The sequence below is a fragment of the Flavobacterium sp. TS_SC_5 genome, assembly GCF_056156265.1.
Genome location: NZ_CM149588.1, coordinates 1,712,850 through 1,730,247 on the forward strand (window position 1 = coordinate 1,712,850; position 17,398 = coordinate 1,730,247).

The 17,398-nt window shown below is 34.1% G+C and carries 24 protein-coding genes; 22 read left to right on the plus strand and 2 right to left on the minus strand.

Translation table 11 applies throughout. The features are described 5' to 3' along the window. The 17 genes from rplE to carA all read left to right on the plus strand — a co-directional run bounded on the left by rplE (position 1) and on the right by carA (position 9,646). Positions 1-552 carry a 50S ribosomal protein L5 gene (rplE, locus tag AC0J6S_RS07480; RefSeq protein WP_086452757.1) on the plus strand — a complete coding sequence of 184 codons (552 nt, stop codon included), beginning with the start codon at positions 1-3 and terminating at the stop codon, positions 550-552. A gap of 3 nt (positions 553-555) precedes the next feature. After that, positions 556-825 carry a 30S ribosomal protein S14 gene (rpsN, locus tag AC0J6S_RS07485; protein ID WP_007136553.1) on the plus strand — a complete coding sequence of 90 codons (270 nt, stop codon included), beginning with the start codon at positions 556-558 and terminating at the stop codon, positions 823-825. Positions 826-948: 123 nt separating this feature from the next. After that, the gene (gene rpsH, locus AC0J6S_RS07490; RefSeq protein WP_131909658.1) at positions 949-1,347 is read left to right on the plus strand and encodes a 30S ribosomal protein S8; all 399 of its coding nucleotides are present in this window, start codon (positions 949-951) and stop codon (positions 1,345-1,347) included. A gap of 17 nt (positions 1,348-1,364) precedes the next feature. Further along, positions 1,365-1,907, plus strand: coding sequence for a 50S ribosomal protein L6 (gene rplF / locus AC0J6S_RS07495; protein WP_474956128.1), 543 nt, complete (start codon positions 1,365-1,367; stop codon positions 1,905-1,907). Between the two features lie 11 nt (positions 1,908-1,918). Further along, positions 1,919-2,269 carry a 50S ribosomal protein L18 gene (gene rplR / locus AC0J6S_RS07500; RefSeq protein WP_121925772.1) on the plus strand — a complete coding sequence of 117 codons (351 nt, stop codon included), beginning with the start codon at positions 1,919-1,921 and terminating at the stop codon, positions 2,267-2,269. Positions 2,270-2,275: 6 nt separating this feature from the next. After that, positions 2,276-2,803, plus strand: coding sequence for a 30S ribosomal protein S5 (gene rpsE / locus AC0J6S_RS07505; RefSeq protein WP_035668102.1), 528 nt, complete (start codon positions 2,276-2,278; stop codon positions 2,801-2,803). Between the two features lie 12 nt (positions 2,804-2,815). Beyond that, on the plus strand, positions 2,816-2,998 hold the full coding sequence (gene rpmD, locus AC0J6S_RS07510; RefSeq protein ID WP_027310825.1) for a 50S ribosomal protein L30: 183 nt from the start codon (positions 2,816-2,818) through the stop codon (positions 2,996-2,998). An 11-nt stretch (positions 2,999-3,009) separates the two neighbouring features. Continuing rightward, positions 3,010-3,462, plus strand: a complete 453-nt coding sequence (gene rplO / locus AC0J6S_RS07515; protein WP_072992279.1) for a 50S ribosomal protein L15 — start codon at positions 3,010-3,012, stop codon at positions 3,460-3,462. Positions 3,463-3,475: 13 nt separating this feature from the next. Then, entirely contained in the window at positions 3,476-4,822 is a 1,347-nt protein-coding gene (gene secY, locus AC0J6S_RS07520; RefSeq protein ID WP_474956129.1) for a preprotein translocase subunit SecY, read from the plus strand. 4 nt (positions 4,823-4,826) lie between these two features. Continuing rightward, a complete protein-coding gene (infA, locus tag AC0J6S_RS07525) occupies positions 4,827-5,042 on the plus strand; it encodes a translation initiation factor IF-1 (RefSeq protein ID WP_007136545.1) in 216 nt (71 codons plus the stop codon). Between the two features lie 12 nt (positions 5,043-5,054). Then, positions 5,055-5,171, plus strand: a complete 117-nt coding sequence (gene ykgO, locus AC0J6S_RS07530; protein WP_008992256.1) for a type B 50S ribosomal protein L36 — start codon at positions 5,055-5,057, stop codon at positions 5,169-5,171. A 2-nt stretch (positions 5,172-5,173) separates the two neighbouring features. Further along, positions 5,174-5,548 (plus strand): 30S ribosomal protein S13, encoded by a 375-nt coding sequence (gene rpsM, locus AC0J6S_RS07535; protein ID WP_066081001.1) that lies wholly within the window; start codon positions 5,174-5,176, stop codon positions 5,546-5,548. An 8-nt stretch (positions 5,549-5,556) separates the two neighbouring features. Continuing rightward, the gene (gene rpsK, locus AC0J6S_RS07540) at positions 5,557-5,940 is read left to right on the plus strand and encodes a 30S ribosomal protein S11 (protein WP_024981527.1); all 384 of its coding nucleotides are present in this window, start codon (positions 5,557-5,559) and stop codon (positions 5,938-5,940) included. Between the two features lie 92 nt (positions 5,941-6,032). Then, a complete protein-coding gene (rpsD, locus tag AC0J6S_RS07545) occupies positions 6,033-6,638 on the plus strand; it encodes a 30S ribosomal protein S4 (RefSeq protein WP_474956130.1) in 606 nt (201 codons plus the stop codon). 21 nt (positions 6,639-6,659) lie between these two features. Beyond that, positions 6,660-7,652 carry a DNA-directed RNA polymerase subunit alpha gene (locus tag AC0J6S_RS07550; RefSeq protein WP_474956131.1) on the plus strand — a complete coding sequence of 331 codons (993 nt, stop codon included), beginning with the start codon at positions 6,660-6,662 and terminating at the stop codon, positions 7,650-7,652. A gap of 31 nt (positions 7,653-7,683) precedes the next feature. Further along, a complete protein-coding gene (rplQ, locus tag AC0J6S_RS07555; RefSeq protein ID WP_131909663.1) occupies positions 7,684-8,169 on the plus strand; it encodes a 50S ribosomal protein L17 in 486 nt (161 codons plus the stop codon). 376 nt (positions 8,170-8,545) lie between these two features. Further along, the gene (gene carA / locus AC0J6S_RS07560) at positions 8,546-9,646 is read left to right on the plus strand and encodes a glutamine-hydrolyzing carbamoyl-phosphate synthase small subunit (RefSeq protein ID WP_474956132.1); all 1,101 of its coding nucleotides are present in this window, start codon (positions 8,546-8,548) and stop codon (positions 9,644-9,646) included. Positions 9,647-9,725: 79 nt separating this feature from the next. Here carA and AC0J6S_RS07565 read toward each other — a convergent pair whose 3' ends face one another. After that, the gene (locus tag AC0J6S_RS07565) at positions 9,726-11,072 is read right to left on the minus strand and encodes an erythromycin esterase family protein (RefSeq protein ID WP_474956133.1); all 1,347 of its coding nucleotides are present in this window, start codon (positions 11,070-11,072) and stop codon (positions 9,726-9,728) included. A 365-nt stretch (positions 11,073-11,437) separates the two neighbouring features. On the opposite strand from AC0J6S_RS07565, the gene eno reads away from it, so the two are divergent. The 4 genes from eno to ctlX all read left to right on the plus strand — a co-directional run bounded on the left by eno (position 11,438) and on the right by ctlX (position 16,161). Next, positions 11,438-12,730, plus strand: a complete 1,293-nt coding sequence (gene eno / locus AC0J6S_RS07570; protein ID WP_474956134.1) for a phosphopyruvate hydratase — start codon at positions 11,438-11,440, stop codon at positions 12,728-12,730. A 156-nt stretch (positions 12,731-12,886) separates the two neighbouring features. Continuing rightward, on the plus strand, positions 12,887-14,170 hold the full coding sequence (locus tag AC0J6S_RS07575) for a citrate synthase (protein WP_474956135.1): 1,284 nt from the start codon (positions 12,887-12,889) through the stop codon (positions 14,168-14,170). Positions 14,171-14,235: 65 nt separating this feature from the next. Then, entirely contained in the window at positions 14,236-15,150 is a 915-nt protein-coding gene (locus AC0J6S_RS07580) for a dimethylarginine dimethylaminohydrolase family protein (RefSeq protein WP_474956136.1), read from the plus strand. Positions 15,151-15,225: 75 nt separating this feature from the next. Then, positions 15,226-16,161: a citrulline utilization hydrolase CtlX gene (ctlX, locus tag AC0J6S_RS07585; protein ID WP_474956137.1), complete on the plus strand. Its 936-nt coding sequence runs from the start codon at positions 15,226-15,228 to the stop codon at positions 16,159-16,161. A gap of 61 nt (positions 16,162-16,222) precedes the next feature. Here ctlX and AC0J6S_RS07590 read toward each other — a convergent pair whose 3' ends face one another. Further along, a complete protein-coding gene (locus AC0J6S_RS07590) occupies positions 16,223-16,852 on the minus strand; it encodes a MarC family NAAT transporter (RefSeq protein ID WP_131909668.1) in 630 nt (209 codons plus the stop codon). A gap of 146 nt (positions 16,853-16,998) precedes the next feature. On the opposite strand from AC0J6S_RS07590, the gene AC0J6S_RS07595 reads away from it, so the two are divergent. Continuing rightward, the gene (locus tag AC0J6S_RS07595) at positions 16,999-17,364 is read left to right on the plus strand and encodes a CoA-binding protein (protein ID WP_131909832.1); all 366 of its coding nucleotides are present in this window, start codon (positions 16,999-17,001) and stop codon (positions 17,362-17,364) included. Positions 17,365-17,398 lie beyond the last annotated feature (34 nt).

A 17,398-nucleotide genomic window follows, 5' to 3' on the forward strand; every position in this document is an offset into this window, starting at 1 on the left:
ATGGCGTATATACCTAGACTAAAAGAAGAATATAAGAGCAGAGTAATTGCTGCTCTTAAAGAGGAATTCGGATACGTAAACGTAATGCAAGTTCCAAAATTGGACAAAATCGTTTTAAGTAAAGGAGTTGGTGCAGCTGTATCTGATAAAAAACTAATTGACTATGCAGTTGATGAGTTAACAAAGATCACTGGACAGAAAGCAGTATCTACCATTTCAAAGAAAGACGTTGCGTCATTCAAATTGAGAAAAGGGATGCCTATTGGAGCAAAAGTTACTTTACGCGGAGAAAGAATGTATGAGTTTTTAGATAGACTTATTACTTCAGCTTTGCCACGTGTAAGAGATTTTAGTGGTATTAAAGCTACTGGATTTGACGGAAGAGGAAATTACAACCTTGGAGTTTTGGAACAAATCATTTTCCCGGAAATTGATATTGATAAAGTAAACAAAATTTCAGGTATGGATATCACTTTTGTGACTACTGCAAAAACTGATAAAGAAGCGAAGTCTCTATTGACAGAATTAGGATTACCTTTTAAAAAGAATTAAGACATGGCTAAAGAATCAATGAAAGCCCGCGAGGTTAAGAGAGAAAAAACAGTAGCTAAGTATGCTGAGAAAAGAAAAGCTTTGTTAGAAGCTGGAGATTTCGTAGGTTTGCAAAAGTTACCAAAAAATGCTTCACCAGTTCGTTTACACAATCGTTGTAAATTAACGGGTAGACCAAGGGGTTATATGCGTCAATTCGGTCTATCACGTGTTACATTTCGTGAAATGGCAAATAATGGATTGATACCTGGTGTTAAAAAGGCATCTTGGTAAGACGTAATTTATTGCGTCCTGATACAGACTTAACGTAAGTTTTGTCTGTATCATAAACATTTATAAATTGGTTTCAGGTTCGGCAAATCGTTTGTTGAAAACCAAAACCGCAAATTAATACATATGTATACAGATCCTATTGCAGATTATTTGACAAGAGTTCGTAATGCTGTGGCTGCAAACCACAAAGTTGTCGAAATTCCTGCATCTAATCTAAAAAAAGAAATAACTAAGATCTTATTTGATCAAGGTTATATCTTGAGTTACAAATTTGAAGACAACGCCGTTCAGGGTTCAATCAAGATCGCTTTGAAGTATGATAAAGATACTAAAGAGTCAGTAATTAAAGATATCCAAAGAATTAGTAAACCAGGTTTACGTAAATATTCAAGTTCTTCAAATATTCCTAGAATCCTTAACGGATTAGGCATCGCTATTGTATCAACTTCAAAAGGGTTGATGACAGGAAAAAAAGCGAAGCAATTGAACGTAGGTGGTGAAGTAATTTGTTACGTATACTAATTTAAAGACTATATAAGATGTCAAGAATAGGTAAAAGCCCAGTAACAATACCAGCAGGTGTAACTGTTGAAGTTGCAAATGGTATTATTACAGTAAAAGGAAAAAATGGTCAACTAACTCAGGAGTTTTCGGACGTTACTGTTACAGTTGAAGATGGTCAAGTTCAAGTAGACAGATCATCTGATCACAAAGACCAAAGAGCAAAACACGGTTTGTACAGATCTTTAATCAATAACATGATTATAGGTGTAACAGATGGTTTTACTAAGTCATTAGAGTTGGTCGGAGTTGGTTATAGAGCTTCAAACCAAGGACAAAAGTTAGATTTAGCACTTGGTTACTCTCATAATATTGTTTTAGAAATTGCTCCAGAAGTAACTTTAGAGACTATATCTGAAAAAGGTAAAAACCCAATCGTAAAATTAACATCATTTGACAAACAACTTTTAGGTCAGGTTGCTGCGAAAATCAGAGGTTTCCGTAAGCCTGAGCCGTATAAAGGAAAAGGTGTTAAATTTGTAGGTGAAGTATTAAGAAGAAAAGCAGGTAAATCAGCTTAAAAAATAAGATTATGTCATTAACAAAACCTGAAAGAAGACAACGAATTAGATTCAGAATTAGAAAAACAATTAGTGGTACTGCTACTAATCCAAGGCTATCTGTATTTAGAAGTAACAAAGAAATTTACGCTCAACTTATTGATGACGTAAACGGAGTTACATTGTTGGCGGCTTCTTCAAGAGAAAAAGAAATAGGTAACGGTACGAACATTGAAGTTGCTACAGCGGTTGGGAAACTAGTTGCTGAAAAAGCTTTAAAGGCTGGGATAGAAGTAGTAACTTTCGATAGAGGAGGTTATCTGTATCACGGACGTATTAAATCATTAGCGGAAGGCGCAAGAGCGGCTGGACTTAAATTCTAATATAGTATGTCTAATAGTAAATACAAGAATGTAGAGTTAGTAAAACCAAGTGGTCTTGAATTAAAAGATCGTTTGGTAAGTGTTAATCGTGTTACTAAGGTTACAAAAGGTGGTAGAGCTTTCGGTTTTTCTGCTATTGTAGTTGTAGGTGATGAAAACGGGGTGGTTGGTCACGGATTAGGAAAATCTAAAGATGTTTCTGAAGCAATTGCGAAAGCAGTAGAAGATGCTAAGAAAAATTTAGTAAAAATTCCTTTGAATGGTCAGTCAGTTCCTCACGAACAAAAAGGTAAATTTGGTGGTGCACGTGTATTCTTAATTCCTGCCTCTCATGGTACCGGAGTTATTGCTGGTGGAGCTGTTCGTTCAGTTCTTGAATCAGTTGGAATTCATGATGTATTATCTAAATCTCAAGGATCTTCAAATCCTCACAACGTAGTAAAAGCGACTTTTGATGCTTTATTACAAATGAGAAGCGCTTACACTGTTGCAAAACAAAGAGGTGTTTCTTTAGAAAAAGTTTTTAAAGGTTAATTCAAGGAAATTATGGCTAAATTATTAGTAAAACAAGTTAGAAGCAAAATCAACTGTCCTCTTACTCAAAAGAGAGGATTAGAAGCTTTAGGTCTACGTAAAATGGGACAAGTTGTAGAGCATGATTCAAACCCTACAATCCTTGGGATGATAAATAAAGTTAAACACTTAGTTTCTGTTGAAGAAGCTAAATAACAAATACTGTTATGAATTTAAGTAACTTACAACCTGCTGAAGGTTCTACACACAATCAAAATAAAAGATTAGGTAGAGGAGAAGGTTCTGGAAAAGGTGGTACTTCTGCAAGAGGTCACAAAGGAGCAAAATCTCGTTCTGGTTATTCTAAAAAGATTGGTTTTGAAGGTGGGCAAATGCCACTTCAAAGACGTGTGCCTAAGTTTGGTTTTACAAACATCAATCGTAAAGATTACGAAGGTGTAAATCTTGATACACTACAACTTTTAGTTGATAACGGTGTTATTAAAGATACTGTTGATATGACAGTTTATGTTGCTAATCGTTTAGCTACTAAAAATGAAATCGTTAAGATTTTAGGTAGAGGTGAATTGAAAGCAAAATTAAAAGTAACCGCTCACAAATTTACTGCTACTGCAAAAGCTGCTATTGAAGCTGCTGGTGGAGAAGCTGTAACAATGTAATTTTTCAATTAAGATGAAGAAATTTATTGAATCAATAAGTAATGTTTGGAAAATCGAAGAACTGAAAAATAGGATCCTAATAACATTGGGTTTACTTTTGGTTTATCGTTTTGGGGCGCAAGTGACCCTGCCAGGTATTGATGCTACTCAATTAGGTAATTTAGCTGGGCAAACAAAAGAAGGGATTGGTTCAATTCTCGACATGTTTACTGGAGGCGCTTTTTCACAAGCTTCCGTTTTTGCCTTAGGTATTATGCCTTATATTTCTGCCTCTATTGTGGTTCAGTTGATGGGAATTGCGATTCCATATTTACAAAAGCTTCAAAGTGATGGAGAGAGTGGTAGAAAAAAGATTAATCAAATTACTCGTTGGTTGACAATAGGTATTACTTTAGTTCAAGGTCCAACTTATATCTACAATCTATACAGAACATTGCCTAGTAATGCGTTCTTATTGGGATTTAATTCTTTTGAGTTCTTATTTTCTTCAGTAGTTATCCTAGTTACAGGTACAATATTTGCCATGTGGTTAGGTGAAAAAATTACTGATAAAGGAATAGGAAATGGTATTTCATTGTTGATAATGGTTGGTATATTGGCTAGATTTCCTCAAGCTTTTATACAAGAGTTTACGACTAGGGTTACCAATAATAATGGTGGTCCGATGTTGTTGGTTATTGAAATCATCATTTGGCTATTAGTTATTATTTGTTGTGTACTCTTAGTTATGGCGGTCAGAAGAATTCCTGTTCAATATGCTCGTCGGACAACTTCGGGTGATTTTGAACAAGACATGTTAAGTGGAAATAGACAGTGGATTCCATTAAAGCTTAATGCTTCAGGGGTTATGCCAATTATATTTGCACAAGCAATTATGTTTATTCCAGCTGCTTTAGCAGGTTTGTCTAAATCTGATGCATCACAGTCTATCGTTGGCGCTTTTAGTAATATGTTCGGTTTTTGGTATAATTTAGTATTTGCAACTTTAATAATTGTATTTACTTTCTTTTATACTGCCATTACGGTGCCTACTAACAAAATGTCTGATGATTTAAAGAGAAGCGGCGGTTTTATTCCAGGTGTTAGGCCGGGAGTTGAAACTTCTGATTATCTTGACAAAGTGATGTCTTTAATAACTTTTCCAGGGTCTTTATTTCTTGCTCTAATCGCTGTGTTCCCGGCAATAATTGTAAGCGTTATGGATGTTCAACAATCTTGGGCAATGTTTTTTGGAGGTACTTCATTAATAATTATGGTTGGAGTTGCCATAGACACAATGCAGCAAATCAACTCATATTTGTTGAATAAACATTATGACGGTTTAATGAAAAGTGGTAAAAATAGGAAAGCAGTAGCTTAATTTTATGGCAAAACAATCAGCAATAGAACAAGACGGTTCAATCATCGAAGCATTATCAAATGCGATGTTCCGTGTAGAATTAGAAAATGGACATATTGTAATCGCACACATATCTGGAAAAATGCGTATGCATTATATCAAGTTATTACCTGGTGATAAAGTGAAACTAGAAATGAGCCCTTATGATTTGTCAAAAGCAAGAATTACTTATAGATATTAAAGGATATTCAAAATGAAAGTTAGAGCTTCAGTAAAAAAGAGAAGTCCCGAGTGCAAAATTGTGCGAAGAAAAGGGAGATTGTACGTAATAAACAAAAAGAATCCTAGATTTAAACAAAGACAAGGATAATTATGGCAAGAATAGCAGGGGTAGATATCCCAAAAAATAAGAGAGGTGTTATAGCACTTACCTACATCTTTGGATTAGGAAAAAGTAGAGCTGTTGAGATTTTAGAAAAAGCTCAAGTTAGCCAAGATAAAAAAGTTCAAGATTGGAATGATGACGAGATCGGAGCAATTCGTGAGGCGGTATCAACTTTTAAAATTGAAGGAGAATTACGTTCTGAAGTTTCTTTAAACATCAAACGTTTAATGGATATTGGGTGTTATAGAGGTATCCGTCATAGATCTGGTCTTCCTTTAAGAGGACAAAGAACTAAAAACAACTCTAGAACAAGAAAAGGTAAAAGAAAAACTGTTGCTAACAAGAAAAAAGCAACTAAATAATAAGTAATATGGCTAAAGCAACTGCAAAAAAACGTAAAGTTATCGTTGAATCAACGGGAGAAGCTCATATTTCTGCTACCTTCAATAACATCATTATTTCTTTGACTAACAAAAAAGGTGAAGTTATTTCGTGGTCCTCAGCTGGTAAAATGGGTTTTAGAGGTTCTAAAAAGAATACTCCATACGCAGCCCAAATGGCAGCAGAGGATTGTAGTAAAGTAGCTCTTGAAGCTGGACTTAAAAAAGTAAAGGTATATGTGAAAGGACCAGGAAACGGACGTGAGTCTGCTATCCGTTCCCTGCATAATGGTGGAATTGAGGTTACAGAGATTATCGATGTTACCCCAATGCCGCACAACGGATGTCGTCCTCCAAAAAGACGTAGAGTTTAATACTCAAAAATATTTATAGTATAACCTAGATTGAATATCGGTTATTGAAGGATAAGACCTGAATTCATAACCTCAATCTTAAACAATTTAAAATGGCAAGATATACTGGTCCAAGTACAAGAATCGCCCGTAAATTCGGCGAGGCAATCTTCGGAGACGATAAGGCTTTCGAAAAAAGAAATTATCCACCTGGACAACACGGGATGGCTAAAAAAAGAGGTAAAAAATCTGAGTTTGCTATCCAGTTAATGGAGAAACAAAAAGCTAAATATTCATACGGAATTTTAGAAAAACAATTTAGAGGTTTATTTAAAAAAGCAGCAGCTTCCAAAGGTGTGACAGGTGAAATCCTTTTACAATTATGTGAAGCAAGACTAGATAACGTTGTTTTTAGAATGGGTATAGCTCCTTCAAGAAGAGGTGCCAGACAGCTTGTTTCTCACAGACATATCACTGTCAATGGTGATGTTGTAAATATTGCTTCTTACCACCTTAAACCTGGTGATAAAGTTGCAGTTCGTGAAAAATCTAAATCTTTAGAAGCTATCGAACGTTCTTTATCTAATTCAAGTCATGTTTATGAATGGATTACTTGGAATAATGATGTTAAAGAAGGTACTTTTGTTTCTGTACCTGCGAGACTTCAAATCCCAGAAAACATTAAAGAACAATTAATCGTAGAGTTGTACAACAAATAATAATTGACTTAGTCGAAATTTATGGCAATATTTAATTTTCAGAAGCCCGATAAAGTTATCATGATCGATTCAACCGATTTTGAAGGTAAATTTGAATTCAGACCTTTAGAACCTGGTTACGGATTGACCGTTGGTAATGCACTTAGAAGAGTTTTGCTTTCAGCATTAGAAGGTTATGCAATTACATCTGTTCGTATTGAAGGTGTAGATCATGAGTTTTCTACTATTTCAGGAGTTGTTGAAGACGTTACCGAAATTATCCTTAATCTTAAACAAGTGCGTTTCAAACGTCAAATTGAAGATATAGATAATGAATCAGTTACTATTTCTGTTTCAGGTAAAGATCAGTTAACAGCAGGTGATTTTCAAAAATTTATTTCAGGTTTCCAAGTTTTGAATCCAGAACTAGTGATCTGTAATTTAGACAGCAAAATCAAACTTAATTTCGATTTAAGCATCGAAAAAGGTAGAGGATATGTTCCTGCTGAAGAGAACAAAAAACAGAATGCTGCAATTGGAACTATTTTTACAGACTCAATTTTTACTCCGGTAAAAAATGTAAAATATGCGATTGAAAACTTCCGTGTAGAGCAAAAAACAGATTATGAAAAATTAGTTTTTGAAATAAAAACTGATGGATCTATCAATCCAAAAGATGCACTTACTGAAGCTGCAAAAGTTTTAATTCACCATTTCATGTTGTTTTCTGACGAAAGAATTACACTCGAGGCTGACGAAATTGCACAAACAGAATCATATGATGAGGAATCATTACACATGAGACAATTGCTTAAAACTAAGCTTGTTGATATGGATCTTTCTGTTAGAGCATTAAATTGTTTGAAAGCGGCTGAAGTTGATACACTTGGTGATTTAGTATCGTTTAATAAAAATGACCTAATGAAATTCCGTAATTTTGGTAAAAAATCTTTAACTGAACTTGATGAACTTGTTGCAGTTAAAAATTTGAATTTCGGTATGGATTTAGCAAAATACAAACTAGATAAAGAATAATCTAAGCCGCAAGGTTTAAATTTACATAGCAATGAGACACGGAAAAAAATTCAATCACTTAAGCAGACAGACTGCACATAGAAAATCTATGTTAGCTAATATGGCTTGTTCTCTTATCGAGCACAAACGTATTAACACTACTGTTGCTAAAGCAAAAGCGCTTAAACAATTCGTTGAGCCCTTAATAACAAAATCTAAAGCTGATACAACTCACAATCGTCGTATCGTTTTTGCTTACTTACGTAGCAAATATGCCGTAACTGACTTGTTCAGAGACGTAGCTGCTAAAGTAGGAGACCGTCCAGGTGGATACACTCGTATCATTAAAGTTGGAAATCGTTTAGGAGATAATGCTGATATGGCAATGATCGAATTAGTAGATTTCAATGAACTTTACAATGGTGGTAAAAAAGAAGTTAAGAAAGCAAAAAGCCGTCGTGGTGGTAAAGCTAAGAAAGATGAAGCTACTGAAGCTCCAGCTGCTGAAACTGAAACAACTACTGAGACTGCAGAGTAATTATGAAAATAATCATTCAATAAAAAATAAGGATAAGCTATTTATAGTTTATCCTTTTTTTTTGATTTTTTACGAGCAAGATATCTGAAATTTTTAAGAACTAGTTTTCCGGCTTTCAGTTGCAAACGAAGTTCACTGAACTCTGCTTAAAATGAATATTAAGTGAAGTAATCTTTCTTTTAAAAAAAAATAGAAAGAGGATTTCCACTTTAAACAAAGTTCACTGAACTACTATAAAAATAACAACTAAGTGAAGTATTCGGGGCTAGTTTAAAACTTTTTCCTTCAACTAGGAAAACCTGAAAAACATAAATTTTTTAAAAAACATTGTATTCACTGTTTTAAAAATTTAAATTTGCAAAATATTTAACTACAAATGAAATACACAACACGACAAAAAGCAATTCTTCTATTAAGTGACGGAACTATATTCCATGGTAAATCTATTGGAATTAGCGGTACTACTTTTGGAGAAGTTTGTTTTAATACAGGAATGACAGGTTACCAAGAAATCTTTACAGATCCTTCTTACTTTGGTCAACTAATGGTAGCTACTAATGCACATATTGGTAATTATGGGGTAAACGATTCAGAAGTTGAATCACAAAGCATTAAAATATCTGGCTTAGTTTGTAAAAATTTCAGCTTCAATTATTCTCGTGAAGATGCTTCAGGGAGTTTAGAAGATTATTTTATCAAACAAAACTTAATATGTATTTCTGATGTAGATACACGTGCGCTTGTAAGTTACATTCGTGATAACGGAGCTATGAATGCTGTAATCTGTACCGATGAAACTCCTATTGAAGAACTTAAAAGTGCATTATCAAAGGTTCCAGACATGAAAGGTTTAGAGTTAGCTTCTAAAGTTTCAACAACAGAACCTTACTTTTTTGGTGATGAAAATGCTACCTATAAAATAGCAGCACTTGATTTAGGAATTAAAATGAATATCCTTCGTAATCTTGCTAAAAGAGATTGTTACATCAAAGTATTTCCTTTTGATTCTTCTTATCAGGATTTAGCCGCTTTTAATCCGGATGGATATTTTTTATCCAATGGACCTGGTGATCCAGAGCCACTTTCTGGAGCGATTCAAGTAGCCAAAGAAATTCTTAAAAATGATAAGCCTTTATTTGGAATTTGTTTGGGACATCAAGTGATTGGTTTAGCCAATGGAATTTCTACATATAAAATGTTCAACGGGCACAGAGGAATCAACCACCCGGTGAAAAATTTGATTACCGGAAAAGGGGAAATCACTTCTCAAAATCATGGTTTTGCCGTTAATAAAGAAGAATTAGATAATCATTCTGATTTAGAGATTACTCATCTTCATCTAAATGATGGTACGGTTGCAGGAATGCGCGTGAAAAATAAAAACTGTTTTTCCGTTCAATATCATCCAGAAGCAAGTCCTGGTCCTCACGATTCTTCCTACCTATTTGATCAATTCATTGAGAACATAAAAGGTTAATATTTGGATTTTTTCCAATATTAGGTATAAAAAAGGGTTTGACTTTTAAATAAGTCAAACCTTTTTTTTATTTAATAGTTTACATACCGAAAGGATAAGTTTCAGGGATTTGATTTCCATTAACTTCAATATTTATGGGATGTAAAGCGTTAGTTTCATCAATAAATATAAAAGCATCATATCTTTTTGGAAGTATTGTAGGGACATAATTTCCAAATCTTTCGTGTTCAGGATTATAAACAACACCTATTGCACGATGTCCTATGAGTGAGGAAAGACATTTTTCATCCTTTACTTTATTCATTAATAATAATCTATTTTTTCCATTGTTTGCAATATGAAAAGCATGTTCCCAGCTTCCTTCAACTGCTTCTGGAACTTTTATTTTTCGCATAGAATCTTCCCATTCTCTTCCTGCAATCACACTGCCTTTATATGATCCAAATCCTACTGCAACAACACCGTCTGTAGCATGTTGTTCCCTTAGCAATTGTCCCACATTCACCATTCCTTCAGATGCCATATCTGTAGCGCGTGCATCACCAATGTGAGTATTATGTTCCCAAATGATAATTTTAGTATCCTTTCCATGGGATTTCATTAGCCTTTCTATAGTGGAAACCATATGTTCGTCACGAATATTCCAAGAAGCCGAGCCTCTTCTTATCATTGCCCGATAGTATTTTTCCGCATTTCTGGTCACGAAAGCATTTTGTTCTATGCTTAAAACATTCTCTAAATCATGATTGTAATTAGGAACGTTTCTGAGAATTTCGGTAAGCATGTGTATGATTTCTTTCTCGCATAATTCTGGGATAAAAGAAGAAGCTCTTGCATAAGATTGTCCTTCATCTTTGTCGTAAGGTTCAAAACATTTCATTGCAGTTTTTGCTATTGCTAATGCTTTTGGATCATTTTTTTCTAAATATTGAATTATGGAATTCATGGATTCTCTAAAACTGTATACATCCAGACCATAAAAACCTATTCTTTCATCAACAGGAAAGCTTTCATTATAAATCTTGAGCCAGTCAATAAATGCTGCAATTTCCCAATTTGCCCACATCCAAGTCGGCCATCTTTTAAATTCAGTGAGTACGTTTAATATATCTTTGCCAGAATCTAAATATCCTTTTGCAAAACGATTTAAACGATTTAAACGATAGCAATCTGGCCAATCACCTTCGACAGCTATAAAACAAAATCCTTTTTCTTGAAGTAAACGTTGTGAAATTTTTGCTCTCCAAGTATAATATTCATGTGTTCCATGTGAAGCTTCTCCTAAAAGTACATATTTTGCGTCTCCAATGTAATTCATTAACGGATCTAAATCGGTAGGGTTTTCTAGAGGTAAAGAAGTTCTTTTTAATAATGATATAATCGCATCATAATTAATGTTGTTGTTAGTCGTTTTGAAAGTTTCCATCAGATTTTAATTTAAAAATTAAGACTTTAAATATTCTTTAGAAAGCAGGGTGTGAAAAAGTTCTATATCTTTTTTAGAGGATTATATAAAATTAGTTTAAATAATTGAAAATCAGTATTTTAGAAATGTTAAATTTAATTTTAATCACTTTGGTTAATTTTAGCATCTGTGCGGTAAATTTTTTTGATTTTATCTTAAAAAAAAAACAGAAAAATAACACATAGTGTAAAAATAAATTCCTTAAAAAGCTTAAATGTTCTGTTTGTAAAAAAATTATAACGTTTTCGTTAATAACATTCATTATTTTCATAAACTCATTACAAAAGATAGAATATATTTGTATTATAAAATTTAAATTAGAAATTATGAGTATAATTATCAAAATTCACGCAAGACAAATTTTTGATTCAAGAGGAAATCCTACAATAGAAGTAGATGTAATTACAGACAATGGAGTTTTAGGGAGAGCGGCAGTACCATCAGGTGCGTCAACTGGAGAGCACGAAGCGGTTGAATTACGTGATGGTGGAAAAGCATTTCTTGGAAAAGGAGTTTTGAATGCAGTGAAAAATGTGAATACCATTATTTCTGAAGAACTTGTAGGAGTTTCTGTTTTCGAACAAAATCTTATTGACCAAACGATGATCGATTTAGATGGTACCCCAAATAAATCAAACTTAGGAGCCAATGCAATTTTAGGAGTTTCATTGGCTGTAGCCAAAGCGGCTGCAAACGAATTAGGATTGCCTTTATACAGATACGTAGGTGGTGTTTCGGCAAATACGTTGCCGGTACCAATGATGAATATTATTAACGGAGGTTCGCATTCTGATGCGCCTATCGCGTTTCAGGAATTTATGATTTTCCCGGTGAAAGCAACTTCGTTTTCACATGCAATGCAAATGGGAACTGAAATTTTTCACAGTTTGAAAAAAGTGTTGCATGACAGAGGACTTTCTACTGCTGTAGGTGACGAAGGAGGTTTTGCACCAAACCTACCTGGAGGAACGGAAGATGCTTTGGATACAATCAAAAAAGCGGTTGAAACTGCTGGTTATACTTTTGGAGACGAAATCATGATCGCTTTAGATTGTGCTGCTGCAGAATTTTATGTAAACGGAAAATACGATTATACTAAATTTGAAGGAGAAACAGGTAAAATTAGATCTTCTGAAGAGCAAGTAGAATATTTAGCAGAATTAGCAGCTAAATATCCTATTATTTCTATTGAAGATGGAATGGATGAAAATGATTGGGACGGATGGAAATTGCTTACAGAAAGAATTGGGGATAAAGTTCAATTAGTTGGTGATGATTTATTCGTGACTAATGTTGAACGTTTGTCTACTGGTATTGAAAAAGGAATTGCAAATTCAATTCTTATCAAAGTGAACCAAATTGGAACATTGACTGAAACTATTGCAGCAGTTAATATGGCTAAAAATGCGGGGTATACTTCAGTAATGTCACACCGTTCAGGAGAGACAGAAGATAATACGATTGCTGATTTAGCAGTAGCGTTAAACTGTGGTCAAATTAAAACGGGTTCCGCTTCTCGTTCTGATCGTATGGCTAAATACAATCAATTATTGAGAATTGAAGAGGAATTAGGGAATTCAGCGTATTTCCCTGGTAAGGCTGCTTTTAAAATAAAATAAATTCTTACGATATTTTTATCTAAAGCCATTCACCTTGTGTGAGTGGCTTTTTTGTATAATATTTAACAATTTCATTGTGTTATTCTCTTTTTAATTAGTGTTTAATTCCTTAGATTTGAGAAATTATTATTTTAAAAGTTTATTTTCAAACATATTATGTCAAAAACAGCAACATTAGAAATTGATGGGAAGAAAATTGAACTGCCTATAATTGTAGGAAGTGAAAATGAAGTTGCCATCGATATTAACAAATTACGTGATTTATCCGGTATAATAACATTGGATCCTGGTTATAAAAATTCAGGTTCTTGTAAAAGTGACATCACTTTTTTAGATGGAGAATTAGGAATTCTTCGTTACAGAGGATATTCGATTGAAGATTTAGCGGACAAAGCAGATTTTCTGGAAGTATCTTACCTTTTAATTTTTGGAGAATTGCCAACTGTTAAGCAGTTAGCGCAATTTGAAACGGATATTAGAAAATACACTTTGGTCAATGAAGAAATGAAAAACATCATTGATGGTTTCCCTAAAACAGCGCATCCAATGGGCGTTTTAGCAGCTTTGACAAGTGCATTAACAGCATTTAACCCTAAATCAGTGAATGTTGACAATGAAAAAGAAATGTACGAGGCGGTGTGTAAAACTATGGGTAAATTCATGGTTATTGCAACTTGGACGTATAGAAAAAGCATGGGTTATCCTTTGAATTACTACGATAATACAAAAGGATATGTAGAAAACTTCATGCGTTTAATGTTTGAATTACCTACAGAACCTTACACGGCAAACCCTGTAGTTATCGATGCATTAGATAAATTGTTTATTCTTCACGGAGATCATGAGCAAAACTGTTCAACTTCTACTGTGAGAATGGTGGGTTCTTCTCACGCAGGATTATTTGCTTCAATATCTGCTGGAGTTTCTGCACTTTGGGGACCATTACACGGAGGAGCAAATCAAGCCGTTCTTGAAATGTTAGAAGAAATCCACAGAAATGGCGGAGATGCTGATAAATATATGGCTAAAGCCAAAGATAAAAATGATCCTTTCCGATTAATGGGATTTGGTCATAGAGTTTACAAAAATTTTGATCCAAGAGCAAAAATCATCAAAAAAGCAGCCAATGAAGTTTTAGCAACTTTAGGACTTGAAGATCCAATTCTTGCAATTGCTAAAAAACTGGAGGAAGCAGCCTTGGAAGATGAATATTTCAAATCAAGAAACTTATATCCTAATGTAGATTTCTATTCTGGAATTATTTATAGAGCTTTAGGAATTCCTACCGACATGTTTACAGTAATGTTCGCCATAGGACGTTTGCCGGGTTGGATCGCACAATGGAAAGAAATGCGTGAAAACAAGGAGCCTATCGGAAGGCCAAGACAAGTCTATACAGGTCATCCTTTGAGGGATTTTGTGCCAACAGATAAAAGATAAAATCAGTTTAAAAAGCTTCACTAATTTGTGAAGCTTTTTTTATATTTGTCAAAAGCTAAAAATACATGTTAGAGTTAAATATAAAGAATGAAACTTCCAGACTCCGAGTTGTAGTTGTGGGTTCAGCAGTTAATAATGGGCCCACACCGAAGGTTGAAGAAGCGTATGATCCTAAATCATTAGAACATATTTTAGCAGGAACTTATCCTCTGGAGCATGATATGGTTAATGAAATGGAAGCATTTAATATTGTACTAAAAAAATATGATGTGACCGTTTATCGTCCCGAAATGATTGAAAATTACAATCAGATATTCACCAGAGACATTGGTTTCGTGATTGATGATGTTTTTGTAAAATCGAATATCTTGCCGGATAGAGAACGGGAACTGGATGCAATCCAATATATAATTGACCAAATTAATCCTGAAAAAGTAGTTCGTCCTCCAGAGGAAGTTCACATAGAAGGTGGTGATGTGATGTTGTGGAACGATTATATTTTCATTGGAACCTATAAAGGAAGTGACTACAAAGACTATATTACGGCAAGAACGAATGTACAAGGAGTGCAATACATAAAAGATTTATTTCCAAATAAAATAGTCAAAGAATTTGATTTGGTAAAATCTAAAATTGAAGCCCGTGACAATGCGTTGCATCTGGATTGTTGTTTTCAACCTGTTGGAAACGATAAAGGGATTATTTACAAAAACGGATTCCGTGAAGAAGCAGATTATTTGTTTTTGGTAAATCTTTTTGGAAAAGAAAACCTATTCCATATTACCAGAGACGAAATGTACAATATGAATTCCAATGTTTTTTCTATTGATACAAATGTTGTCGTTTCAGAAAGGAATTTTACCCGACTTAACAATTGGTTGCGTTCGAACGGTTTTATCGTAGAAGAAATTCCATATTCAGAAATTGCAAAACAAGAAGGATTATTGCGATGTTCTACCTTGCCTTTAATTAGAGATTAAATATTTGTTTAAGGTTTAAAGTTTTATGATGCTCAACATTAAACTTTAAACTATTAAACTTTAAACTAAAATTACATGAAACAAACCACAAATTCCATATTGATGATTCGCCCGGTTGCGTTTAGAATGAACGAACAAACGGCAGTAAATAATTATTACCAAAAAGTTTTAGACGGACTTTTGCCGGCAACGGTAAATGCCAAAGCGCAACAAGAATTTGATGCTTTTGTCGAAAAATTGACAGCAGTTGGTGTTGATGTTACAGTAGTTGATGATACATTAAATCCAGACACTCCAGATAGTATTTTTCCAAACAACTGGATTTCTTTTCACGAGAATGGTGACGTAGCTTTATATCCAATGTTTGCTGAAAATCGTCGACACGAACGCCGTGAAGAGATTTTAGATCTACTCGAAGAAAAAGGTTTCGTGATTCATAATATTATAGATTACACTTCCGCTGAAGAAGATGGATTTTTCTTGGAAGGAACAGGAAGTTTACTTTTGGACAGAGCAAATGCTAAAGCGTATTGCGCATTATCACCAAGAGCAGATGAAGAATTATTCATCGAATTCTGTGAGGATTTTGATTATGCACCAATAATTTTTGAGGCTTTTCAAACGGTTGATTCGGAGCGAAAACTAATCTATCATACCAATGTAATGATGTGTTTGGGAGAAACCTTTGCAGTAATTTGCGCGGATTGTATCGATGATAAAAAAGAACGCAAAATGGTTTTGGACAATTTGAAAGATAATGGAAAAGAAATCATTTTGATTACCGAAGCCCAAATGAACAATTTTGCTGGAAATATGCTTGAAATTCGTGGAGCAAATGATAAACGATATTTGGTTATGAGTGCTGCAGCTCATCAAAGCCTGACTCCAAAACAAATAGAGCAATTGGAAAAACATGCTGAAATTTTGAGTTCAAGTCTGGACACGATTGAAGCTTGTGGCGGAGGAAGCGCCAGATGTATGATGGCAGAGATTTTCTTGCCAAGAAATTAAAAAAAGTAAACCGGATACGATTCTAAATCATATCCGGTTTTTTTATGTTTGTAATTTAAGTTTAGGAAAGATTACCTTTAATAATATTGATAATGGCACTTACGATATATTGAATTCCAATCGCAATTACAATGAAACCTACAATTCTGGATATCGCTACAATTCCTGAAGCTCCAAGTATTTTGGCCAAATAATGAGCACTCTTTAAAATAAGAAAAATGGTTACTGCAATGGCAAGAATAGCAATGGAAGAAATGATTATCTCCATAGTCGTATTATGTTCCTGATAAAAAGCAATAAGTAGAGAAATAGAACCAGGTCCGGCAAGCATTGGGATTGCAAGCGGTGTCAAAGCAATGTCATTCCTTTGTTGTGCGTCAGTTTCTGCTTTTTTGTTAATACCTCGTTTCTTAGTGAATTTTCCAGAAAGTAATGAAAAACCAGAACTTACAATAATAATTCCACCCGCAATTCGGAGTGCATCAATACTGATTCCAAAAAAAAGCAATACATATTGCCCGATAAAAAACGAGACAATCAGAATGATAAATACATTTATCGCCGTCCATAAAGAAATTCTGGAACGCTCTTTTTTAGTATCATGTTGTGTAAGTCCCACAAAAATAGGGACGGTACCAATGGGGTTTAAAACTGAAAACAGGGCAACAAACAAGTAAATAAACAGATCCATATTTTATTTTTAAGGGTGTAAAAATACTCTTTTTTTGTTTTTTAATGTTAGGGGAATGTTTTTTATTGTAGTTGTAAGTAAATCTTAAAATTATTAAACAGGTAAACCTTTTTGATTACTTTTGCCAAATACAATTAAAGAAAATGATAAAGAATAAGAAAACATTGGTTCTGGGAGCAACAACTAAACCAGAGCGCTACGCCTTCAAAGCTGTGAATATGTTAGTAGATAAAGGACATTCCGTTCTTGCATTAGGCCAAAATGCAGGTGAAGTGGCCGGTGTAAAAATCCAGACCAAAGCCATTCCGTTAAAAAATATCGATACTGTTACCCTATATTTAAATCCCACACGTCAACGCGATTATTACAATTATATCGTCGAAGCAAAACCAAAACGTGTTATTTTTAATCCGGGTACTGAAAATCCAGAATTCTATCAGTTGTTGAAATTGAATGATATTAAAGTAGAAGTAGCTTGTACGTTAGTTTTGTTAGCTACCAATCAATATTAAATTTTTTAGGAGCTATTTCCAGCTATACGCTATA

Excerpts from the sequence above, each read along its gene's own strand:
- rplE (WP_086452757.1), top strand. The coding sequence starts at position 1 with ATGGCGTATATACCTAGACTAAAAGAAGAATATAAGAGCAGAGTAATT.
- rpsN (WP_007136553.1), top strand. The coding sequence starts at position 556 with ATGGCTAAAGAATCAATGAAAGCCCGCGAGGTTAAGAGAGAAAAAACA.
- rpsH (WP_131909658.1), top strand. The coding sequence starts at position 949 with ATGTATACAGATCCTATTGCAGATTATTTGACAAGAGTTCGTAATGCT.
- rplF (WP_474956128.1), top strand. The coding sequence starts at position 1,365 with ATGTCAAGAATAGGTAAAAGCCCAGTAACAATACCAGCAGGTGTAACT.
- rplR (WP_121925772.1), top strand. The coding sequence starts at position 1,919 with ATGTCATTAACAAAACCTGAAAGAAGACAACGAATTAGATTCAGAATT.
- rpsE (WP_035668102.1), top strand. The coding sequence starts at position 2,276 with ATGTCTAATAGTAAATACAAGAATGTAGAGTTAGTAAAACCAAGTGGT.
- rpmD (WP_027310825.1), top strand. The coding sequence starts at position 2,816 with ATGGCTAAATTATTAGTAAAACAAGTTAGAAGCAAAATCAACTGTCCT.
- rplO (WP_072992279.1), top strand. The coding sequence starts at position 3,010 with ATGAATTTAAGTAACTTACAACCTGCTGAAGGTTCTACACACAATCAA.
- secY (WP_474956129.1), top strand. The coding sequence starts at position 3,476 with ATGAAGAAATTTATTGAATCAATAAGTAATGTTTGGAAAATCGAAGAA.
- infA (WP_007136545.1), top strand. The coding sequence starts at position 4,827 with ATGGCAAAACAATCAGCAATAGAACAAGACGGTTCAATCATCGAAGCA.
- ykgO (WP_008992256.1), top strand. The coding sequence starts at position 5,055 with ATGAAAGTTAGAGCTTCAGTAAAAAAGAGAAGTCCCGAGTGCAAAATT.
- rpsM (WP_066081001.1), top strand. The coding sequence starts at position 5,174 with ATGGCAAGAATAGCAGGGGTAGATATCCCAAAAAATAAGAGAGGTGTT.
- rpsK (WP_024981527.1), top strand. The coding sequence starts at position 5,557 with ATGGCTAAAGCAACTGCAAAAAAACGTAAAGTTATCGTTGAATCAACG.
- rpsD (WP_474956130.1), top strand. The coding sequence starts at position 6,033 with ATGGCAAGATATACTGGTCCAAGTACAAGAATCGCCCGTAAATTCGGC.
- AC0J6S_RS07550 (WP_474956131.1), top strand. The coding sequence starts at position 6,660 with ATGGCAATATTTAATTTTCAGAAGCCCGATAAAGTTATCATGATCGAT.
- rplQ (WP_131909663.1), top strand. The coding sequence starts at position 7,684 with ATGAGACACGGAAAAAAATTCAATCACTTAAGCAGACAGACTGCACAT.
- carA (WP_474956132.1), top strand. The coding sequence starts at position 8,546 with ATGAAATACACAACACGACAAAAAGCAATTCTTCTATTAAGTGACGGA.
- AC0J6S_RS07565 (WP_474956133.1), bottom strand. The coding sequence starts at position 11,072 with ATGGAAACTTTCAAAACGACTAACAACAACATTAATTATGATGCGATT.
- eno (WP_474956134.1), top strand. The coding sequence starts at position 11,438 with ATGAGTATAATTATCAAAATTCACGCAAGACAAATTTTTGATTCAAGA.
- AC0J6S_RS07575 (WP_474956135.1), top strand. The coding sequence starts at position 12,887 with ATGTCAAAAACAGCAACATTAGAAATTGATGGGAAGAAAATTGAACTG.
- AC0J6S_RS07580 (WP_474956136.1), top strand. The coding sequence starts at position 14,236 with ATGTTAGAGTTAAATATAAAGAATGAAACTTCCAGACTCCGAGTTGTA.
- ctlX (WP_474956137.1), top strand. The coding sequence starts at position 15,226 with ATGAAACAAACCACAAATTCCATATTGATGATTCGCCCGGTTGCGTTT.
- AC0J6S_RS07590 (WP_131909668.1), bottom strand. The coding sequence starts at position 16,852 with ATGGATCTGTTTATTTACTTGTTTGTTGCCCTGTTTTCAGTTTTAAAC.